This is a genomic window from Pseudomonadales bacterium, assembly GCA_024234165.1.
Taxonomy (GTDB): Bacteria; Pseudomonadota; Gammaproteobacteria; order Pseudomonadales; family UBA5518; genus UBA5518.
The window spans coordinates 778,286-795,362 of sequence record JACKOP010000001.1 but is presented as its reverse complement, the minus strand read 5'-3'; the positions used below and the strand labels follow the sequence as shown (position 1 = coordinate 795,362).

The window sequence follows — 17,077 nt, the reverse complement described above, 5'->3', positions numbered from 1 at the left end:
CCGACGTTGTCCAGGTGCCGATCAGCACGCACATCAATACCGATTCAAGTATCGTTGGCACCCACGCCGCATCTGCACCCACATCCGGAGCACCCGCATGGACACACGTCACCTCATCGACCCCGAACTGCTCGTTGCCCTCGAACTGCTGCCGACACTGGAGTTTTCGCGGGAATCCATCCCGGCGATGCGCACCGACATGCAGCAGCGTGCGGGCGGGATGCCACCGCCTCCCGAGCTTGCGGTCGACCTCGAGGAGGTGAGCATACCGGCACCCGAAGGCCACCGGATCGGCGCGCTGGTGTATCGCCCGCGAACTCGTGCGGATCGTCCACGGCCGGCGGTGCTGCATATCCACGGCGGCGGTTATGTGTTCGGTTCGATGCACATGATGGACGCCGCCAACCGGGTGCTGGCGGTCGAACTCGATTGTGTCGTCGTCGCCGTGGATTACCGGCTCGCTCCCGAAACGCCGCATCCGGGGCCGCTGGAAGACTGCTACACGGCGCTGCGCTGGTTGCACGCCAGTGCACGCGAACTGAACGTGGATGCTGCGCGCATCGCCGTGAGCGGCGAGAGCGCGGGTGGCGGGCTTGCGGCAGCGCTGGCGTTGCTGGCACGCGATCGGGGCGAAGTGCCGCTCGCGTTTCAGCGGCTGATCTATCCCATGCTGGACGATCGCACCTGCACCAGCAGCGATCCGCATCCGTATGCCGGCGAGTTCGTCTGGACACCGACCGCCAATCGTATCGGCTGGAGTTGTCTGCTGGGGCACGAGCCCGGTGCGTCCGGGGTATCACCCTACGCAGCACCAGCCAGGGCCACGGATCTCGCCGGGCTGCCACCCGCGTTCATTTCGGTGGGCACGCTCGATCTGTTCGTCGATGAGAACATGGACTATGCGCAGCGCCTGATACGTGCGGGTGTGCCGACCGAACTGCACGTCTATCCGGGCGCCTTCCACGGTTCCGACATGGCCGTTGCTGCAGCACTCACCCAGGACGCGCAGCGCAACGCGCTCGCAGCGCTGCGACGCGCGTTCGCGCGTGCACCCGCCGGATGAAGCGGCTGTCGCAAGACCCCTCGAGCGCTCGCACGATCTGCGTGTGACGACACCTTCGCACACACCGGTGGGGCACCGTGAATGCATCCCTACAGGCCCGTGTAGGGGCCAACCACCTGCTCGTCCAGGATCACGCCCATATCGCGCGCGTAGTCTTCCCACAGCGCGACCAGTTGCTTCAGTCGCTCGGGTTGCTGTGTGGAGAGATCGTGGCGCTCGCCCGGATCCTGCTTCAGGTTGTACAGCGCCCAGCGACCGGAACCGTTGGGTTCGCTGACGTAGTCCGCCTTCCAGTCGCCCTGGCGCAGCGCGCGTTGGCCGAACAGTTCCCAGCCGATGGCCTCGTCTTCCTCGTGCACGCGGTCGGTCTTTTTCTGCAGGTACGCAACCATCGATTTGCCGCGCAGCGGCTCGACCGTACGGTCGTGATGGTGCGTGCCCGGGTGTTCGACGCCGGCCAGTTCGAGCACGGTCGGCACGATGTCCATCACGGTGGCGAAGTGGTCGTCGATGCTGTTGTGCTGCCGCGCAAAGCCGGGGTAGCGGATGATGGTCGGGCTGGTGATGCCGCCCTCGGTGGTTACCGACTTGTAGAGCCGGCGTGGCGCGGTGGCGGCCTGTGCCCAGTGCGGGCCGTAGGCCAGCGTCGAGTCGGCACTGCCCCAGGCGGCGAAGTCGCCTTCGCCACGTTGCTGGAAGCCTTTCACGTTCGCGAACATGGCTTGCAGCGTATCGGGTGCGGCGCCGTTGTCGGACAGGAATACGACGACGGTGTCGTCGAGCCGGCCGCTGTGGCGCAGGGACTCGAGCACCCGGCCGATGTTCCAGTCCATGCGATCGACCATCGCGGCGTAGATTTCCATCTTGCGCGACTGCCTGCGCTTCTCGTCGGCGTCGAGGCTGTTCCAGTCGCGCAGTGTCGCGGGCGCGCTGGTCTCGGCATTCGGCGGCAACAGTCCGAGCTGCTGCTGGCGTGCCACGCGTTCCTGCAGCAGCACTTCCCAGCCGGCGTCGTAACGGCCCTTGTACTTGTCGCGCACGTCTGCGGGCGCTTGCAGCGGCCAGTGCGGGGCGCTGAACGGCAGGTACGCGAAGAACGGCCGGGTCCTGTCTTCGTCGAGGAATTTCACCAGCCTGTCGGTGAAGTAATCCGAGGAATAGAAATCCTTCGGCAGTTCGACCTTCACGCCGTTCTCGGTGTAGTGCGCGCTCCACTCCGATCGCGGAGTGCTCTCCTTGCCGAAGTGGTTGTGACCCGCCTCGATCAATGCGAACACGCGCTCGAAGCCGCGCCTGGCAGGATCATCCTCGGGGCGGCGGTTGCCGAGGTGCCACTTGCCGCTCATCACGGTGCGATAGCCGGCATCGCGCAACAGTTCGGCCACGGTCACGACCGTGTCGGTGAGATGACCGTCGTAGCCGGGCTTGCCGCGCTGCGAAGGGGTAAGCATCTCCGCCATGTTCGCGATGCCGGCGCGATGGTGATCGGTTCCGGTCATCAGCATCGCTCGTGTCGGCGAGCACGTGGACGCGGTGTGGAAGCCGGTCAGGCGCAGCCCGTCGCGGGCGAGTCCGTCGAGGTTCGGGGTGCTGATCTCGCCGCCGAAGGCGCCCACATCGGAGAAGCCCATGTCGTCGGCCATGATGATCAGGAAATTCGGCCGTGGTGTCGGTTCGGCCCGAACGGTTTCCGTACCCAGCGTGAATACCAGCAATCCGCACAGCAGTGCCGCCAGGTGGGCTCTGTGTCTTGTCGTTTTCGATGCCGGATTCCGCATGGCCACTCACTCCCTGCGTGTGACGGTGACGCTCAGGACTCGGCCCAGCGACGCAGGAGGTTATGGTACACCTGCGAGAGGCGCAGCACTTCCGGATGCGACGGGCCCACGGCCTGCGTGAGCGACTGGATGCTCTGGTCGAGATCGAACAGCACGGTGCGGTCTTCCTCGTCCCTGACCAGGCTTTGCAGCCACAGGAAGCAGCAGACGCGCGCACCGCGCGTGACCGGCAAGACCTGGTGCAGGCTGCTGGAAGGGTAGAGCACCAGATCCCCTGCGGACAGCTTGGCTGCCTGGGCACCGAAGCGCACTTCCACCATCAGCTCGCCACCGTCGTATTCGTCGGGTTCGCACAGGAACAGCGTCGCGGAGAGGTCGCTTCGCATCAGTTGCGGCGTGCCCGGCAGCGCCATCACCGCACTGTCGACGTGCAGGCCGTAATGCCCGCCGTCGCGATAGCGGTTGAACTTGGGTGGGTAGATGGTGTTCGGCAGCGCGGCAGACACGAACAGCGGATGGTTCCCTAGGCGCTGCAGCACCTGTTGTCCGAGCTGGCGTGCCAGGGGTGTGTGTTCGTTCAGTTGTTCGTTCTGCTTGACGCGTGAGGCCAGCGTGCCGGCCGTCGCCAGACCGTCCTCCCAGGTGGCGCCATCGAGTGCCTTGCGAAAGGCCGCGACTTCGGTTTTCGAGAATACGTTTTCTATCACCGTCAGCATGGGATGGATCCTTTTTCATCCGATGGAAAACAGCGCGTCACGGCTGATGTCCTGCAAGGTGGGACAGCCGGTGAGCGCCATGCACAGTTCGAGTTCTTCGCGCAGCAGCTTGAGTGCGTGTGCCACCCCGAGCGCGCCCGCCACGGCCAACGCATGAATGCAGGGGCGTCCGATCAGTACCGCATCGGCACCACAGGCGAGTGCCTTGAATGCGTCGGTACCGTTGCGGATTCCGCTGTCGAGCAGCAGCGGGTAGTCGTTGCCCAGCGCTCGGCGGATTGCCGGCAGGCAGTCCAGGCTTGCAGGCGCATGATCCAGTGCACGACCGCCATGGTTCGACACCACCTGCCCCTGCACGCCCAGCTTCGCGAGGCGTGCAGCATCGCCCGGATGCGTCACGCCCTTGACGATCACCGGCAGTTCGGTGCTGTCGAGCAGCCACTCCAGGTCCTGCCAGCCGGGTGCCTCGCTCATCATGCCCTGGAAGATGACGCTCTGTCCGGCGCCAAGCGTGACCTGCTCCGGCGTCGGGTAGCGCTGCAGGTTGGCGGCGTGGATGCCAGCCGGCAGGCTGAAGCCGGCGCGCTGGGCGCGCGGTGAAGCCGCCTGCACCGGGGTGTCGAGCGTGACCACCAGTGAGCGGTAGCCGGCGGCTTCGGCGCGCCGCACGAGGTCCAGGGTATGCTCCCGGCGCGGCTGGAAATACAACTGGAACCACAACCCGAACGGGTGTCTGGCCGCGATGTCTTCCAGCGTGAACGACGACAGCGTACTGCAGACCATGCCGGCTTCCATCGCTGCTGCGCCGTGGGCGCTGGCCAGTTCGCCGTCGGGGTGCACGAGTGCCTGCAATGCCACCGGTGCCAGCAGCAGCGGATGGCGGAACGCCTGCCCGAACAGTTCGCAACGCGTGTTGCCGTGGCGGCAATCCACCAGCAGCCGTGGTTGCAGTGCGAGGGTTTCGAACGCTTCCCGGTTGCGGCGCAGCGTGTGCTCGTTGCCGCTGCCGCCGGCGATGTGTGCAAACACCGCCGGTGGCAGACACCGTTGCGCGTGCCGCTCGTATTCCTCTACCGATACCAGCCCGGCGGGAATTGCATGAGTCGACGTGGATGACATCCGCTGCCCCGTGTCACAGTTCGTAGGACAGGGTCAGGAAGATGCTGCGCGCATCTCCCTTGTAGGTCAGCGCCCCGCTGCGATACCCGGCGAGGTAGTAGTCCTTGTCGGTGATGTTCAGCGCGTTCAGACGAGCGCTGAACTTCTCGTTGAACTCGTAGTCGAGGAACAGGTCGTACGTCGTCGCGCTCGGCACCTGGTAGTTGTATTTGCCGATGGTTGCGTTGAAGTCGGCACCGGTATCGGGCTGGCCCGCGTATTTCTCGCTGGAGTACGTCGATGTGCCACCGATCGCGAGCTTGTCCGTCACCTGGTAGCGCAACTGCACGAACGCACTGTCCTCGGCGAAATTGCTCAGCACGAGCCCCTTCCTGCCCGGATCGACCGATTTCAGGACCTCGGAGTCCATCTTCGACAGGCCGATCTGCGCACTGAGCCTGGGTGTCAGGTTGCCGGAGACCGAAAGCTCGATCCCCTTCACGCGGTTCTTGCCGGTGTTGAGCGTGCCGAGCGTGCTGTAGTTGTCGCCCACGCTCTCCATCACATCGTTCTTGGTGATCTGGAACACCGCCACGGTGGCCAGCAGCTTCTCGTCGAACAGGTTCCACTTGCTGCCGATCTCGATGTTCTCGGCCTCTTCCGGCTTGCTTTCGGTCACCTGGTCCGGCTCGCCACAAAGCCCGCCGTAACCGCAGCTCGCACCGACGTCGGATTCGCCGCCGTTGATTTCGCTGGACGTACTCCAGGTCGCGTAGACGTTCCCGCCCGACGCGATCTGGTAGACGATGCCGATGTGCTTGTTCAGCAGGTCGTCGGAGTACTTGTAGACGGTCTCCGTGTTGTTGCGGGCTACCACCAGGTTCCTGTAATCGAAGTCGTCGTAGCGCAAACCGAAGAACAGGCTGAGCGCTTCGGTGATGTCGATGGTGTCCATGATCGAGGCCGACCAGGTCTTCACGTTGTAGTCGGAGTCGAATGCTCCTCGCGTCACCGACCGACCGATCAGATTGCCGATGTTTCCAACGCGGTTGCCGGCACCGTCCAGGATGCAGAAACCTGCCGAGGAGGGCCCCGCCCCACGACCGGGCAGCCGGCAGTTGGAGAGGCCGTTGTTGCTGATGTTGTAGTTCCCGTTGAGCACCTTGAGGTCGGAGTATTCCGCGCTGACCAGGAACTGGTGGCGCATGCCTGCGATGTTCCTGTCGAGATGGACATTGAGTTGATCGACGAAATACTCGACTTCCTGCCAGCCCTGGTGCGTGCTGAGCGAGATGGTGCCGGCTCCGGGAGCTACCGGATCGTCCGCAGCCCTGGTGGCGCCACGCGCCCCGGTCACGACGTAGCCGTTGTCCGTTTCTCCGTAGCGAATCGCATTCTGGATCCGGAAATCCTCCGAGAAGTCGTATTTCACGCGCAGTGTTCCCGTGTCCACGGTGGATTCCAGAAAGTCACCGTGCTGCGAGTAGACCGGTATGTTGCGTACCGGTCTGCCACCGTTCGGAACGATATAGGTGCCCATGTCGGGCCGGTCGGTGGCCTCGAGACGGTAGTAATCGGCCACGACCCGGAGCTTGTCGCTCACCTGGAATGCGGCAGACAGCGCGATTCCCTGCCGCTCGCGATCTGCCGGGGAACGATCCGGTATGTCCTGGTCTGCGTACAGTGCGTTGATGCGCACGGCGACGTCGTCACTGATCCGCTTGTTGGCATCGACCGTGTAGCGCTGGTAGCTGTCGGTGCCCAGCCCGCCCTGCAGCTTGGTGAAGTCGTATTCGCTGCTGGCCTGCTTGGTGATGCTGTTGACGGCGCCACCGGTGCTGCCGCGCCCCGCGAACGTCGAGCTCGGCCCCTTGGTGACTTCCACCTGCTCCACGGCGAAGCTTTCGCGTATCGTCATGCCGGGGTCACGCAGCCCGTCGACGAATACGTCGCTGCGCGCTTCGTGGCCACGGATGATGTAGCGGTCGCCGAATGCGTTGCCGTTTTCACCGGTCCCCAGCGTGATGCCGGGCTGTGTCGCAAGTACCGCGCGCAGGTCGGAACGACCGGAATCCTGGATTGCGGTCTGGGTCAGCACGGTGATCGTCTGCGGCGTTTCGGCCAGTGGCTTGACGTGACGCTCGTCACCGGACACCCGGGCCTTGTACGGCGCCCCCGGCTGCGCATACGGATTGGTGTCGATCGCGCGTTCCTCGATCTGCAAGGTGTCCAGCTCGAGCGTCTCGTCGTCTGCCGCGAGGACCGGGACCGCCATCAGTGCCGAGACGCTCAGCACGAAGGCTTGTCTTGCGGCACGACTGACGTCGGGAAGATGAGCGGGCGGTACCGTTGCGGGTGCGCGGGTGCTGCGCAGGCTCACTGGACGCAGTGTCGTTGGTTTGGTGGACATGCAGGACTCCTGTTGCTTACTTCGTGATCAATGAATATTCGACGGGTATCGCCAGCGAAAGCTGGTCGCGGCGCATGGAATCCGGGATGGCAGGCAGGGGATCCGCCTTGGCGAGCATTTCGAGGGCGGCCTGATCCAGCGCGCCATTGCCGGAGCTTTTCCTGATGCCCGAGGAAATGACCTTGCCCGACTTGTCGATCATGAACTGCAGCACCACCGTGCCTTGCTGCTTTTCCTTCTTCAGTGCGGCCGGGTATTCCTTGTGCCGGTTCAACCAGCGCATCAGGGATGCCAGGTAGTTTCTGGCGTCCCCCTTGTGCTCGCCGGCGTGTGCGGAAACCGATGTGCCGGACGCGGGCGTACTGCTGGAGGTGGTGGCGGCCACGGCCGGTGTGGTCGCCGCGGTGGTGCGCGCTGGGGCCGACGTGACCGCTGCTTCGGCCGCGGGCTCGGGTGTGGGCGCCGCGACGGTTTCGACCTTCTCCGCCACCGGTTCCGGCCTGGCGACGATGGGTTTTTCCACGCGTACCGGTGGCCTGGGCTCGGGCCTGACGGGCTTCGGTGGGGGAGGCGGTTCGGGCGGGATCACCGTCTCGTCGGGAATGTCGTCGACCGGGCCCGGGGCGGCGGCGAATCCGATCTCGATTCCCGCGCGCCCTTCGTCCTTCGCGGCGCTGGTGTCGAGCGCATCGCCTGTCAGCAGCCACATGGCCAGCGCAGCGTGCGACAGCGCTGCAGCCACGAAGGCCATACCCCAGTTTCTGGCCGGCATCGGTGCCGTCTCCGATAGTGCGTTCTTCACTCTGGAACCGCGCCGCCTCCCGCTGGACACAGGAAGTCGGCTTCCGTCGAATGGGTGCGTCAGTGTGGCTGCGTGAACACGGCCAGCTTCTGGATGCCCGTGCGCTCGACGATGGCCATGACATTGACCACCTTGCCGTAATTGAGCGCCGCGTCGGCCTGCAGGTGCAGGGCGGCTTCGCTCGCCTTCGAATCCATCGCCTGCTTCAGCACGGACAATCGGCCTTCAAGCGCATCCTCGGTGACGACCTCGCCATCGAGGCGGTACACCCCCGTCGCGTCGACCTCGAGCGTGTGTGCCTTGTCCTCTTTGGGCGGACTCGTCCTTGCCGTCTGCGGCAGGTTGACATTGACCACGTTGGTCATCAGCGGAGCAGTGACCATGAAGGCGACCAGCAACACCAGCATCACGTCGACCAGCGGCGTGATATTGATTTCACTGAGTTCCGTATCGGCTTCGCTGCGATGGAATCCCATGATCCGTCCTCAGCCGGCCACGTCGAGTCGTGCACCGGGCATGGCCGCCACACGGCGGGGCGCCCTGGCATTGCCGTGCTCGGTGATCGAGGCCGGTACGGCCTCCAGATACTGGTCACCCGCAATCGCGAGGAAATCGCCTGCGAAGTCCTCGAGGCGCTGCACGATCAGCCGGGAGCGGCGCAGGAAGAAGTTGTAGGCGAGCACCGCAGGAATGGCGACCGCGATACCGACTCCGGTTGCCAGCAGCGCCTCGCCGATGGGTCCGGCCACCACATCCAGGCTGGCAGAGCCGCTGCTGCCGATGTCCTGCAATGCCCGCATGATGCCGATCACGGTGCCGAACAGTCCGACGAACGGGGCTGTGCTGCCGATGCTTGCGAGCATGCTCAGCCCGCCCTCCAGTGAGCGGCGCTCGTCGTGCAGTTGCGTGCGCAGGTGACGCTCCAACCGGTGTTCACGTTTGCCGCCGCTGCCCAGACTGCCACTGGCATGGGTGGCCATCGCAACAAAGCCCGCGCGTGCGATTGCACACATCGGGGTCCGTTCCACACAGTCGCAGGCGGCCTGCGACAGGGTGGGTGCCTGCCAGAACTGGCTGGCATACAGGCGATCGCGGCGCCCGACATGCGTGAACTGGAATGCCTTGAACAGAACGACCGTCCAGGTCAGCACGGAAAAGACCAGCAGAACCCAGAACGCCGCCGTAACGAAAAACTGCGGAGAGATGCTTGCAATGCTCATCGGCTACCTTTTCTGATTGCCTCGACGGGAACTCGCATCCGTGCAACCTGTACATGGTCGGGTCCGGGCGATCCGCCACGCGGCCACGGAGGTGCAGGGCATGCAAACGCTAATCTAAACGAGAGACGTTATCAACTGGATTTCGTCATATTCGTCGTATCCGGAGATGCATCTGAAGGCGGTAGATGGTGGAGCCAACAGGCGGCGGTGCCGCGCGCGAACTCAGTCGTGCTGGCGGGCGAGGTCCGCGGCCAGCGTACGTGATGCCTGCCAGAACAGCAGGTTGGCCGCACCGCCGAGCACGCCGATCACGAGCATCGAGTAGCGGATCGCCAGCGCACCGTGCTCGGCGGCGAACACGTAGTCGTTCAGCAGCCCGACCGACAGCGGCCCGAGTCCGAAACGCCGAATTCCTGTTTGATCGGCTCGATCAGCATGGCCAGGATCTGCCGGTCGATGAAGTTCATCACAAAGACCAGGCACAACAGGGCGAGCACGTAGTTGGCGTAGGCGGTGCTCGGAGCGCGTGGCGGCTGCATGGTGTCAGCGCCCTGCATCAGCACCTTCGGTCGCTGATCTCGAGGATGATGTTGCGCGTCCTTTCGCCGACCACGTAGGCGACGCGCGCCTGGAACTCGGGTACCGGGCCGTACAGGATCGTGCGAATGCCCTGTTTCTCGAGTTCGGGCAGCACCACGTCCAGATCGTCCACCAGGCCCGCGAACAGGTGGTGCAGGCCTTCGCCGTGCCTGTCGAGATGCCGGCTGAAGAGGTTGTCGCCCGACAGCGGCTGGATCAGTTCTAGGCACGGCTTGCTGTCCCACGCGGTTACCGCAACCCGGATCCTGCCGCTGTACGGCGTTCCGCCCTTGCGGTCGTACTTGATGCCCTGATCGTCCTCGAAAATCGTGAACGGACCCCAGCCGACCGTGTTCGTATAGAAATCCAGCGCCTGGTCGAGATCCCGCACGACCATGCCCACCTGCAGCACCCGATCGAAATTCAGGTTCATCGCCGATCCCCCCGCTTTCTCATTCGCCCAGTTGCCGTACCTGCGCGACGTGCATCACGCGCGTCTGCAGCGCCTGTAATGGTTCTTCCGGCAGCAGGAAGCGCCAGAAGACCCGCCCCTGCGTGCGTCCCGCCGTGTCGAGCCAGTTCGGCACGCCCGGGTCGCGGTGTGCGACCACGACACGGAAACTGCCGTCGGCCCTGAGCCGGATCTGCCGGCGGTTCAGCGAGACACAGCGGTTGATGTAATCGTAGGTCTGCAGGAATCGCGTATAGAGCAGCACGTTTGCGAACCGGCAGGCTGGAAAGCGCCCTTCGATCACCAGTGCCTCGTCGGGCTGGAGTTCGTACGGCGCCAGCGCGTAGATCGCATCCATGTTGGCCCAGCCGGTGCTTGCTGCCGGATCTGCCGGTGGATTGAAACGGTTCGCGACCGTCGAGACCCATCCGGGTTGCGGGTACGGCCCATGCGGGAATGGCGGTACATCGAGGGTCATGCCACGCACGTAGTGCATGGCGCAGCGTATGCGTGCTGCCAGCGCGGCGTCATCCAGGCGTGGCGGTGGGGCGGGGTCGGGGTCCAGGCACTCGATCGCGAGCGGGACATGCAGGGTGGGGTCCGACGCCGCGGGTCGCTCGCGTTCGAAGAAGTGACGCGTATTGATCAGCCCTGCCTGCGGATGCAGCGGGAACCAGTTGCCCGGACAGCGCTCCGCGCTCAGCACGAACTCGAAGTTGCCGTCCGGGTCGGGATGCAGGTCGCTGTCCTTGACCACGTTCACCGTCTGCCGTGAATAGCCCCCGTCGGCAGTGCCGAGTTCCTGGCTGAACGACGTGAACGTGGCACCGGCCAGATTGCCACGGATGCGGTAACTGCGCCCCGGTTGCACGTAGGCGCCGAAGTACACCGCGTCGGGGTTGTCACCGAGCACCTTCATGTTCGGCCCGGTAAGGCGGCGAAACACCGGTCGGCCGGGATCCACGTCGAGCTGGCTGCCGAGCGCGGCCTGCAGTGCATGCAGCACGTACACGCGGCCGTCGACGATGTCGTCGGGTCGTGTGTTGCCGAATTCCTCGCCGAGGAAGCGCGAGTTCAGTTCACGAACCAGGTGGAGCAGCTCCGCGAGCGCTGCGGCGCTGGCCGTCGTGTCGGTGGGCATGGCTCGATCCTCCGCTGGCTTGTGTCGTTGTGCGCGCTAGCCGGTTCCCGAACCGGCGAGGAAGTGTGCGAAGCGCTCGCGATACGGGGCGAACACCACGCCGTGCTGCGCCTCGCCGAGCCCGAACTGTGCCGCGCTGTAGCTGTGCACACCGTGCTTGTCGCGTGGACGATCGCGGATGTAGTTCTCCATTCGCCGGCGTGCTCCCGCCGTCAGTTCGAAGCCGAAATGGGCGTAGATCTTCTCGACAGCCCCGAGCAGGTCGCGCATGATCTCCGCGAATCCGAGGTCGATGAACTGGTGCTTGCGTTCGGGGTGTGCGTCGCGCCACCTCATGCCGCGCAGCAGTGCCTGTGACAGATGCTCGACTTCGCCTTGCGCCGTGAGTTTCGGATCGATGCCCTCGCTGAAGGTTGCACGCAGCGTTTGTGCCAGGCTGGACACCGACGCCATCACGGTCATCGGCTCGCGGTGCGTCCACACGATCGATGCATCCGGATACTCGTCGAAGATCGCCTGCAGGTAGGGCAGGTGCAGTGGCGACTTCAGTACCCAGCGTGGACGTGCGCAGTCCACCTGCAGGTGCTGCAGTACCTGGTGATGCCAGCGATACGCACCGTGCATGTCGTGGTCCAGGCACCAGCGCCGGTACGTCGGCACGTAGTAGGTTGCACTCCATTCGTCGCTGATGAAGTACATCGCGAGTATCGACAGGCATTCGGTCGGCAGCCGTGCGCCCATCTCGTGGATCGTCTTGAAGTTCGGCGCGATCTGGTCGAACGCGTCCAGTTGTGCCTCGACCTCGGCGATGCGCGGATCGCTGTCGATGTTGTCTGCATGCGGAGGTGGCACCGGCTTCATCACTTGCCAGTGCAGCGGTGAAATATGGTCCGGGTCCTGCGCGAGCACCTCGTGCAGGATCGTGGTTCCGGTGCGTGGCAGCCCGAGCACGAACAGCGGGCGCCGGATCGTCTGGGCCTCCACCGCCGGGCGTTGCTTGCGGTACGCGATGATGTCGAGCCGGTTCGCGAGCCGGCTGATCATCGCTTCCGCGGTCGCGTAGCGCCCCAGTTCCGACAGACGTGCCTCGCGTTCCAGCGAGTCGATCAGATGGTCCAGTCCGGTGCGAAAGCCCGGATCACCCCAGTCCGAATGTCCGGTGCGCTGCTCGGCGGCCGCCATCAATCGCTCCGGATCGAATCGTGGTTCTGCGTTCACGCTGACCTCCTTGCATCATTCGCTGCGTGGATCGGCGCCGGTGACGCGATCCATCAGCTCGTCGCCGTACACGCGCCGGCACAGGCCCTCGAAGTTTTCGCCTTCCGGCAGATCGAGGCCGCCGTCGACCGATACGGTCTGGCCCGTCACCCAGGCGGCCTGTCTTGAACAGAGATGGAGCACCGCGTCGCCGATATCCTCGGGGAAACCGTTGCGCGCGAGCGGCGTGTGTTCGATCGCGATTTTCTGTTCGTCCTCGCTGAAACCGAGCAGTGCGCCCTCGGTGGGTATGAAGCCGGGACGGATCGTGTTCACGCGGATCGCAAACGGTGCCAGCTCGATTGCCGCGCAGCGCACCAGCATCTCGAGCCCCGCCTTGGTGGCCCCGTAGGTCGCCATGAACTTCGGGATCTTGAAGCCGGCGCCGGAGGAGATCGCGACGATGCTGCCCCCGTGCTGCTGCATGGCGAGCGCGGCGTGCTTGATCGTGAGTGCGGTGCCCATGATGTTCAGGTCGCAGGCGTAGCGCCAGTGATCGGCGCTCAGTGACAGGATCGGCCCCGGCACACCGGTGCCTGCGTTGGCGACCGCGATATCGAGTCTGCCGCCAGCACCGGCCGCGACCTGCACGGCACGCTCCACGTCGGTCTCGACGGTGATGTCGCACTGCTGCACGCGCACCTCGGCGCCCGCAACCCTGGCGCGCAGGCGTCGGGCAGATTCCTCGAGCACGTCGCTGCGCCGGCCCGCGATCGTCACGATCGTTCCCTGTTCGAGCAGGCGCAACGCCGTTGCGTGCCCGATCCCGGTGCCGCCGCCGGTTACCAGCGCCGTACACCCCGCAAGCCCCGGATCGATCATGGTTGCACCTCGTGTCGCTGTCTGGTTGCCGCGGTTGCCCGGTTCGGGAACTTCCTGATGCAGCCGCAAGCGGATCCGCTTCGATTAGATCATGGCGATGAAGTCGAAGCCGGTGAAAGTCTCGTAATCTTTCGGGGGGAGCGCCGAGCGCCGGTGGAAGGTCTCATCCAGACACGCCAAGGTCGATAAATGGGCTTTGGAAGTGCCGATCCCATGCGTTGATCTGTGGACAGCCAATCGATATCGGATTTTAATGCGGAAAAACCAACATCGCAGGGAAGTGGGGGCGGGCATGTCCACGCGTGATCTCGTTGCGTTCAATGCGATCATCAACAGCGTCTATGAGAGCAGTTCCGGGGCCTCACCGTGGAATTCCTTTCTCCGACGTATCAAGGACGCGACCGGGTCCGTATATGCGTGGATGGCGTTTGCCGATGAGCACTCCCAGGCCTGGAACGAGCGTCGGCATTACCTGGAAAACGACAGCAGCCGCCCTCTGGATGGTCGCCACGACCGCTCTGATTTTCTCCGTGTCAGTCCGTTTACCGCGTTGCCACAGGGCATGGTGAGGAGCGTGCGCGAGTTGGCGAAGGAGGGGCGTGCAGCTCATTTCGAATTTCGGGATCGGGCAATGAAACCGTTCGGTCTCGGCGACATCATCGGCGTGAATTTCATTCGGGACGACGGGCAGGTCGGCAGTTTGCGTCTCGGGCGTCCGCAGACGGCACAACCTTACTCCAGAAAGGAAAAGGACCTGTGCCTGCTCCTGTTGCCACATCTTCGGCGCGCCAGCGCGGACGTATCTGCCAGGAGATCGTCTGCACACTGGCGATCCATTCTCTTCGAGATTTGCCGTGCGCTTGGGATTGGTATCTTTCTGATCGACCCGGATCATCACGTTCATGATGCGAACGATTTCGCAATGGATCTGCTTCGGGTGCACGATCAGATTCTGTCCGTACGGAAGGGCCAGCTGCACGTGCAGGCCCGTGGTGACGATCGAGCATTCATCAGGGCCGTTGCGGATACGTTTGCGGATGGCGGTAGTCATGCCTTTCGACCCACAGGCAGCGCAGCCCGCAATCATCTCTTTTTCGTATGCACGACGCTGGCGCACGAGGCGCCAACCACCCTGGGGCGACGTGCGATCGTGTTTGTCGGTGATTCGTCCCTGTCTCGCCCGATCGATGCAGGCGTGCTGCGTGATCTCTTTGCGCTCAGCCGTGCCGAGGCCGACGTAGTGCTCGGTCTGACCAGCGGCCTGTCGATTGCAGAGATTGCGTCACAGAATGCGACCTCGCGCAACACGGTATACAGCCAATTGAAGGCTGTCTTCGAGAAGGTAGGCGTGGGCCAGCAGTCGGTTCTGGTGAGTCGTGTGCTGAGCAGTATCGCCATTCTCGGGCGAAGCTGAACCGCTCCGTCGCGGTCCTGCACACGAAGTGCAGCGGCCAGCTCCCATCTTCCATCTCACCAATCTTGGTGAAGCGTCACGTTCGCTGCATCTGTATCTTCGGCAGGTGTGGATTGGCTGTATGAGCACGATCATTCGAGGGGGCGATCATGTCGGCACATTTTTCGAATCGGACACATGGAGCGTTCTGCATCGTGATGGCAGGGTTGCTGTCGACGGCGGCTGGTGCACAGGAGCAGAATTCAAGCCAGGGTCTGGAAGAAATCATCGTCACTGCGCAGAAACGCGAGGAATCGATCCAGGACGCGCCCATTTCCATCGTTGCCTTTTCGGAGAGGATACTGGAGGCGCGTGGCATCACGAATCTGGCCGACCTGGCTGCCGATGTCCCGTCGCTGAGCATCTCGCCTCACCCCCAGAGCGGTACGACGCTGCGCACTTTCATTCGTGGTCTCGGTATCGTCAACGACCAGATCACGTACGATCCGAGCGTTGCCATTTATCTCGATGGCGTGTATGTGGCCCGATTCCAGGGCCTGGCCACGGAAGTTGCCGACCTGGAACGGATCGAAGTGCTGCGCGGCCCCCAGGGCGCGCTGTATGGGCGTAACTCGACAGGCGGTGCGATCAACTTCATCACGGCTGCACCGAAGCTCGATGACCTCGGATTCCGACAGGACTTTTCGGTTGGCAATTACGACGGTTTCCGCTCACGCACGTACGTCAACCTTCCCGTCGGTGAGACGTTTGCCGTGGATCTGTCGTATCTCCGGGCAGGCAAGAACGGCTTTGTCCGCAACCTGGGGACCGGGGTGAGCCGTTTTGGCGATCAGGATCGTCGCGCGTATCGCATTGCCGCACTCTGGAACCCGATTGACCGCCTGAACATAAGATACACGTACGATCGCTCCGAGCTGGAAGACACGCCGAATTTCGTTGCACGGGTGCCACTCTATTCGTCGCGGTCATCGCGACCGAAGGTTGGTTCGCCGGCCGAGCGAAACCTGCGCGCGAATGACGTCGTGGGCTGGGGGCATAACCTGACGGCCTCGTTCGAGGTCAACGACACGCTCTCCTTGCGATCCATCACTGCCTACCGGGATCTCGACAGCTTCGTCAACCGGGCATATCACACAGGCTTGTATGGCGTGCCCATCAGCGCGTGGGATCTGAATGTTTCGCAACATCAATTTTCGGAAGAGCTGCAAGCGATCGGAACCATGCTCGATTCGCGTCTGGAGTATGTTGCCGGTTTCTACTGGTTTGAAGAGGAGGCAACTGCCATCGAGTTCGGTCGTCAGCCCCTGGCGAACAGGCGTACTGACCGTGACCTCTCGGCGAACAACACGGCTTATGCAGCGTTTGGACAAATGAGCTATACGCCTGATTTTCTGGATCAGCGATTACAACTGACGGTTGGCGCTCGCTGGTCACGCGACAAGCGGGAAGCGATCAAGGTGGATGCACCATCACTTATCAGCAATGGCACACCGTTGCCGATCGCTGCCGGTGAAGCGAAGCGCAGATACACGGACTTCAGTCCAAGCGCCGTCATCGCGTTCGATGCCAGTGACAATGTCAATTTGTATGCGAAGGTTGCCACCGGCTACAAGACGGGCGGGTTCAATCTTTCGTCGAGCTCCATCGCCACCTTCAAGGCCGGTTTTGGTCCGGAATCCGTAATCAGCTACGAACTTGGGGTCAAATCCAATTGGCTGAACAATACGCTGCGCGTCAATGCGGCGCTGTTCACTGCCAGGTACGATGATCTTCAATTGTCGGTCAACCCTGATCCGAGCAACACGGCAATTACGGATGTGCTCAATGCGGGCAAGGCATCGGTCGATGGTCTGGAACTCGATATCGCCATGCGCCCCGTACCCGAGTTGAATCTGTCGCTTGCCTATGCCTGGCTGGACGCCGGGTACGACAGCATCAAGGATTCCCTGGGAAATAATATCGCTTACAAATATGGGTTTGTCGAAGCACCGAAACAGAAGCTCTCGACGAGTATTGAATATACATTTGCCGATACCGTTGTCGGGACACCGAGCGTGATGCTTACCTACGCACATCAATCGGAACGGATCAGCTCCACTTCCTGTCCGAAGTGTGTGATTGGCAGCTATGGACTGCTTGATGCCCGCATGAGTCTGACGGATATACCCGTCGGGCAGCGGGGCAAGTTGCGATTCTCGTTATGGGGAAAAAATCTCCTGGACGAAGACTACTACACGATGCACGTCATGATTCTTGTGCCGTCGGCGGTTTTCGGCGACCCGCGTTCCTATGGTGCAGACGTGACCTTCGAATACTGATTGCAACG

16 protein-coding genes are annotated in these 17,077 nt (G+C 63.2%); 3 read left to right on the top strand and 13 right to left on the bottom strand.

The genetic code is table 11. The features are described from left to right. Positions 1-97: 97 nt before the first annotated feature. Positions 98-1,063 (top strand): alpha/beta hydrolase, encoded by a 966-nt coding sequence (locus H7A12_03270; GenBank protein MCP5319839.1) that lies wholly within the window; start codon positions 98-100, stop codon positions 1,061-1,063. 89 nt (positions 1,064-1,152) lie between these two features. Here the strand turns inward: H7A12_03270 and H7A12_03265 are convergent, their stop codons facing one another. The 13 genes from H7A12_03265 to H7A12_03205 form a co-directional block, all read right to left on the bottom strand. After that, positions 1,153-2,841 (bottom strand): arylsulfatase, encoded by a 1,689-nt coding sequence (locus H7A12_03265; protein ID MCP5319838.1) that lies wholly within the window; start codon positions 2,839-2,841, stop codon positions 1,153-1,155. A 32-nt stretch (positions 2,842-2,873) separates the two neighbouring features. Next, positions 2,874-3,557, bottom strand: coding sequence for a Fe2+-dependent dioxygenase (locus tag H7A12_03260; GenBank protein ID MCP5319837.1), 684 nt, complete (start codon positions 3,555-3,557; stop codon positions 2,874-2,876). Positions 3,558-3,572: 15 nt separating this feature from the next. After that, positions 3,573-4,676, bottom strand: a complete 1,104-nt coding sequence (locus tag H7A12_03255) for an alpha-hydroxy-acid oxidizing protein (protein MCP5319836.1) — start codon at positions 4,674-4,676, stop codon at positions 3,573-3,575. Positions 4,677-4,689: 13 nt separating this feature from the next. Further along, positions 4,690-7,065 (bottom strand): TonB-dependent receptor, encoded by a 2,376-nt coding sequence (locus H7A12_03250; protein ID MCP5319835.1) that lies wholly within the window; start codon positions 7,063-7,065, stop codon positions 4,690-4,692. Positions 7,066-7,081: 16 nt separating this feature from the next. Further along, positions 7,082-7,837, bottom strand: a complete 756-nt coding sequence (locus tag H7A12_03245; protein MCP5319834.1) for an energy transducer TonB — start codon at positions 7,835-7,837, stop codon at positions 7,082-7,084. Positions 7,838-7,926: 89 nt separating this feature from the next. Next, on the bottom strand, positions 7,927-8,343 hold the full coding sequence (locus H7A12_03240; GenBank protein MCP5319833.1) for a biopolymer transporter ExbD: 417 nt from the start codon (positions 8,341-8,343) through the stop codon (positions 7,927-7,929). A gap of 9 nt (positions 8,344-8,352) precedes the next feature. Continuing rightward, positions 8,353-9,087, bottom strand: coding sequence for a MotA/TolQ/ExbB proton channel family protein (locus H7A12_03235; GenBank protein MCP5319832.1), 735 nt, complete (start codon positions 9,085-9,087; stop codon positions 8,353-8,355). A gap of 222 nt (positions 9,088-9,309) precedes the next feature. Next, positions 9,310-9,447, bottom strand: coding sequence for a hypothetical protein (locus H7A12_03230; protein MCP5319831.1), 138 nt, complete (start codon positions 9,445-9,447; stop codon positions 9,310-9,312). A gap of 8 nt (positions 9,448-9,455) precedes the next feature. Then, positions 9,456-9,644 carry a hypothetical protein gene (locus H7A12_03225; GenBank protein MCP5319830.1) on the bottom strand — a complete coding sequence of 63 codons (189 nt, stop codon included), beginning with the start codon at positions 9,642-9,644 and terminating at the stop codon, positions 9,456-9,458. Next, positions 9,644-10,099: a VOC family protein gene (locus tag H7A12_03220; GenBank protein ID MCP5319829.1), complete on the bottom strand. Its 456-nt coding sequence runs from the start codon at positions 10,097-10,099 to the stop codon at positions 9,644-9,646. The genes H7A12_03225 and H7A12_03220 overlap by 1 nt, the downstream gene beginning before the upstream one ends. Before the next feature lie 19 nt (positions 10,100-10,118). Continuing rightward, positions 10,119-11,258 carry a DUF1214 domain-containing protein gene (locus H7A12_03215; protein MCP5319828.1) on the bottom strand — a complete coding sequence of 380 codons (1,140 nt, stop codon included), beginning with the start codon at positions 11,256-11,258 and terminating at the stop codon, positions 10,119-10,121. 36 nt (positions 11,259-11,294) lie between these two features. Further along, positions 11,295-12,476, bottom strand: coding sequence for a sulfotransferase (locus H7A12_03210; GenBank protein ID MCP5319827.1), 1,182 nt, complete (start codon positions 12,474-12,476; stop codon positions 11,295-11,297). A 15-nt stretch (positions 12,477-12,491) separates the two neighbouring features. Then, positions 12,492-13,337: an SDR family oxidoreductase gene (locus tag H7A12_03205; GenBank protein ID MCP5319826.1), complete on the bottom strand. Its 846-nt coding sequence runs from the start codon at positions 13,335-13,337 to the stop codon at positions 12,492-12,494. Between the two features lie 196 nt (positions 13,338-13,533). On the opposite strand from H7A12_03205, the gene H7A12_03200 reads away from it, so the two are divergent. Then, a complete protein-coding gene (locus H7A12_03200) occupies positions 13,534-14,751 on the top strand; it encodes a helix-turn-helix transcriptional regulator (protein ID MCP5319825.1) in 1,218 nt (405 codons plus the stop codon). 197 nt (positions 14,752-14,948) lie between these two features. Continuing rightward, a complete protein-coding gene (locus H7A12_03195; protein MCP5319824.1) occupies positions 14,949-17,069 on the top strand; it encodes a TonB-dependent receptor in 2,121 nt (706 codons plus the stop codon). Positions 17,070-17,077 lie beyond the last annotated feature (8 nt).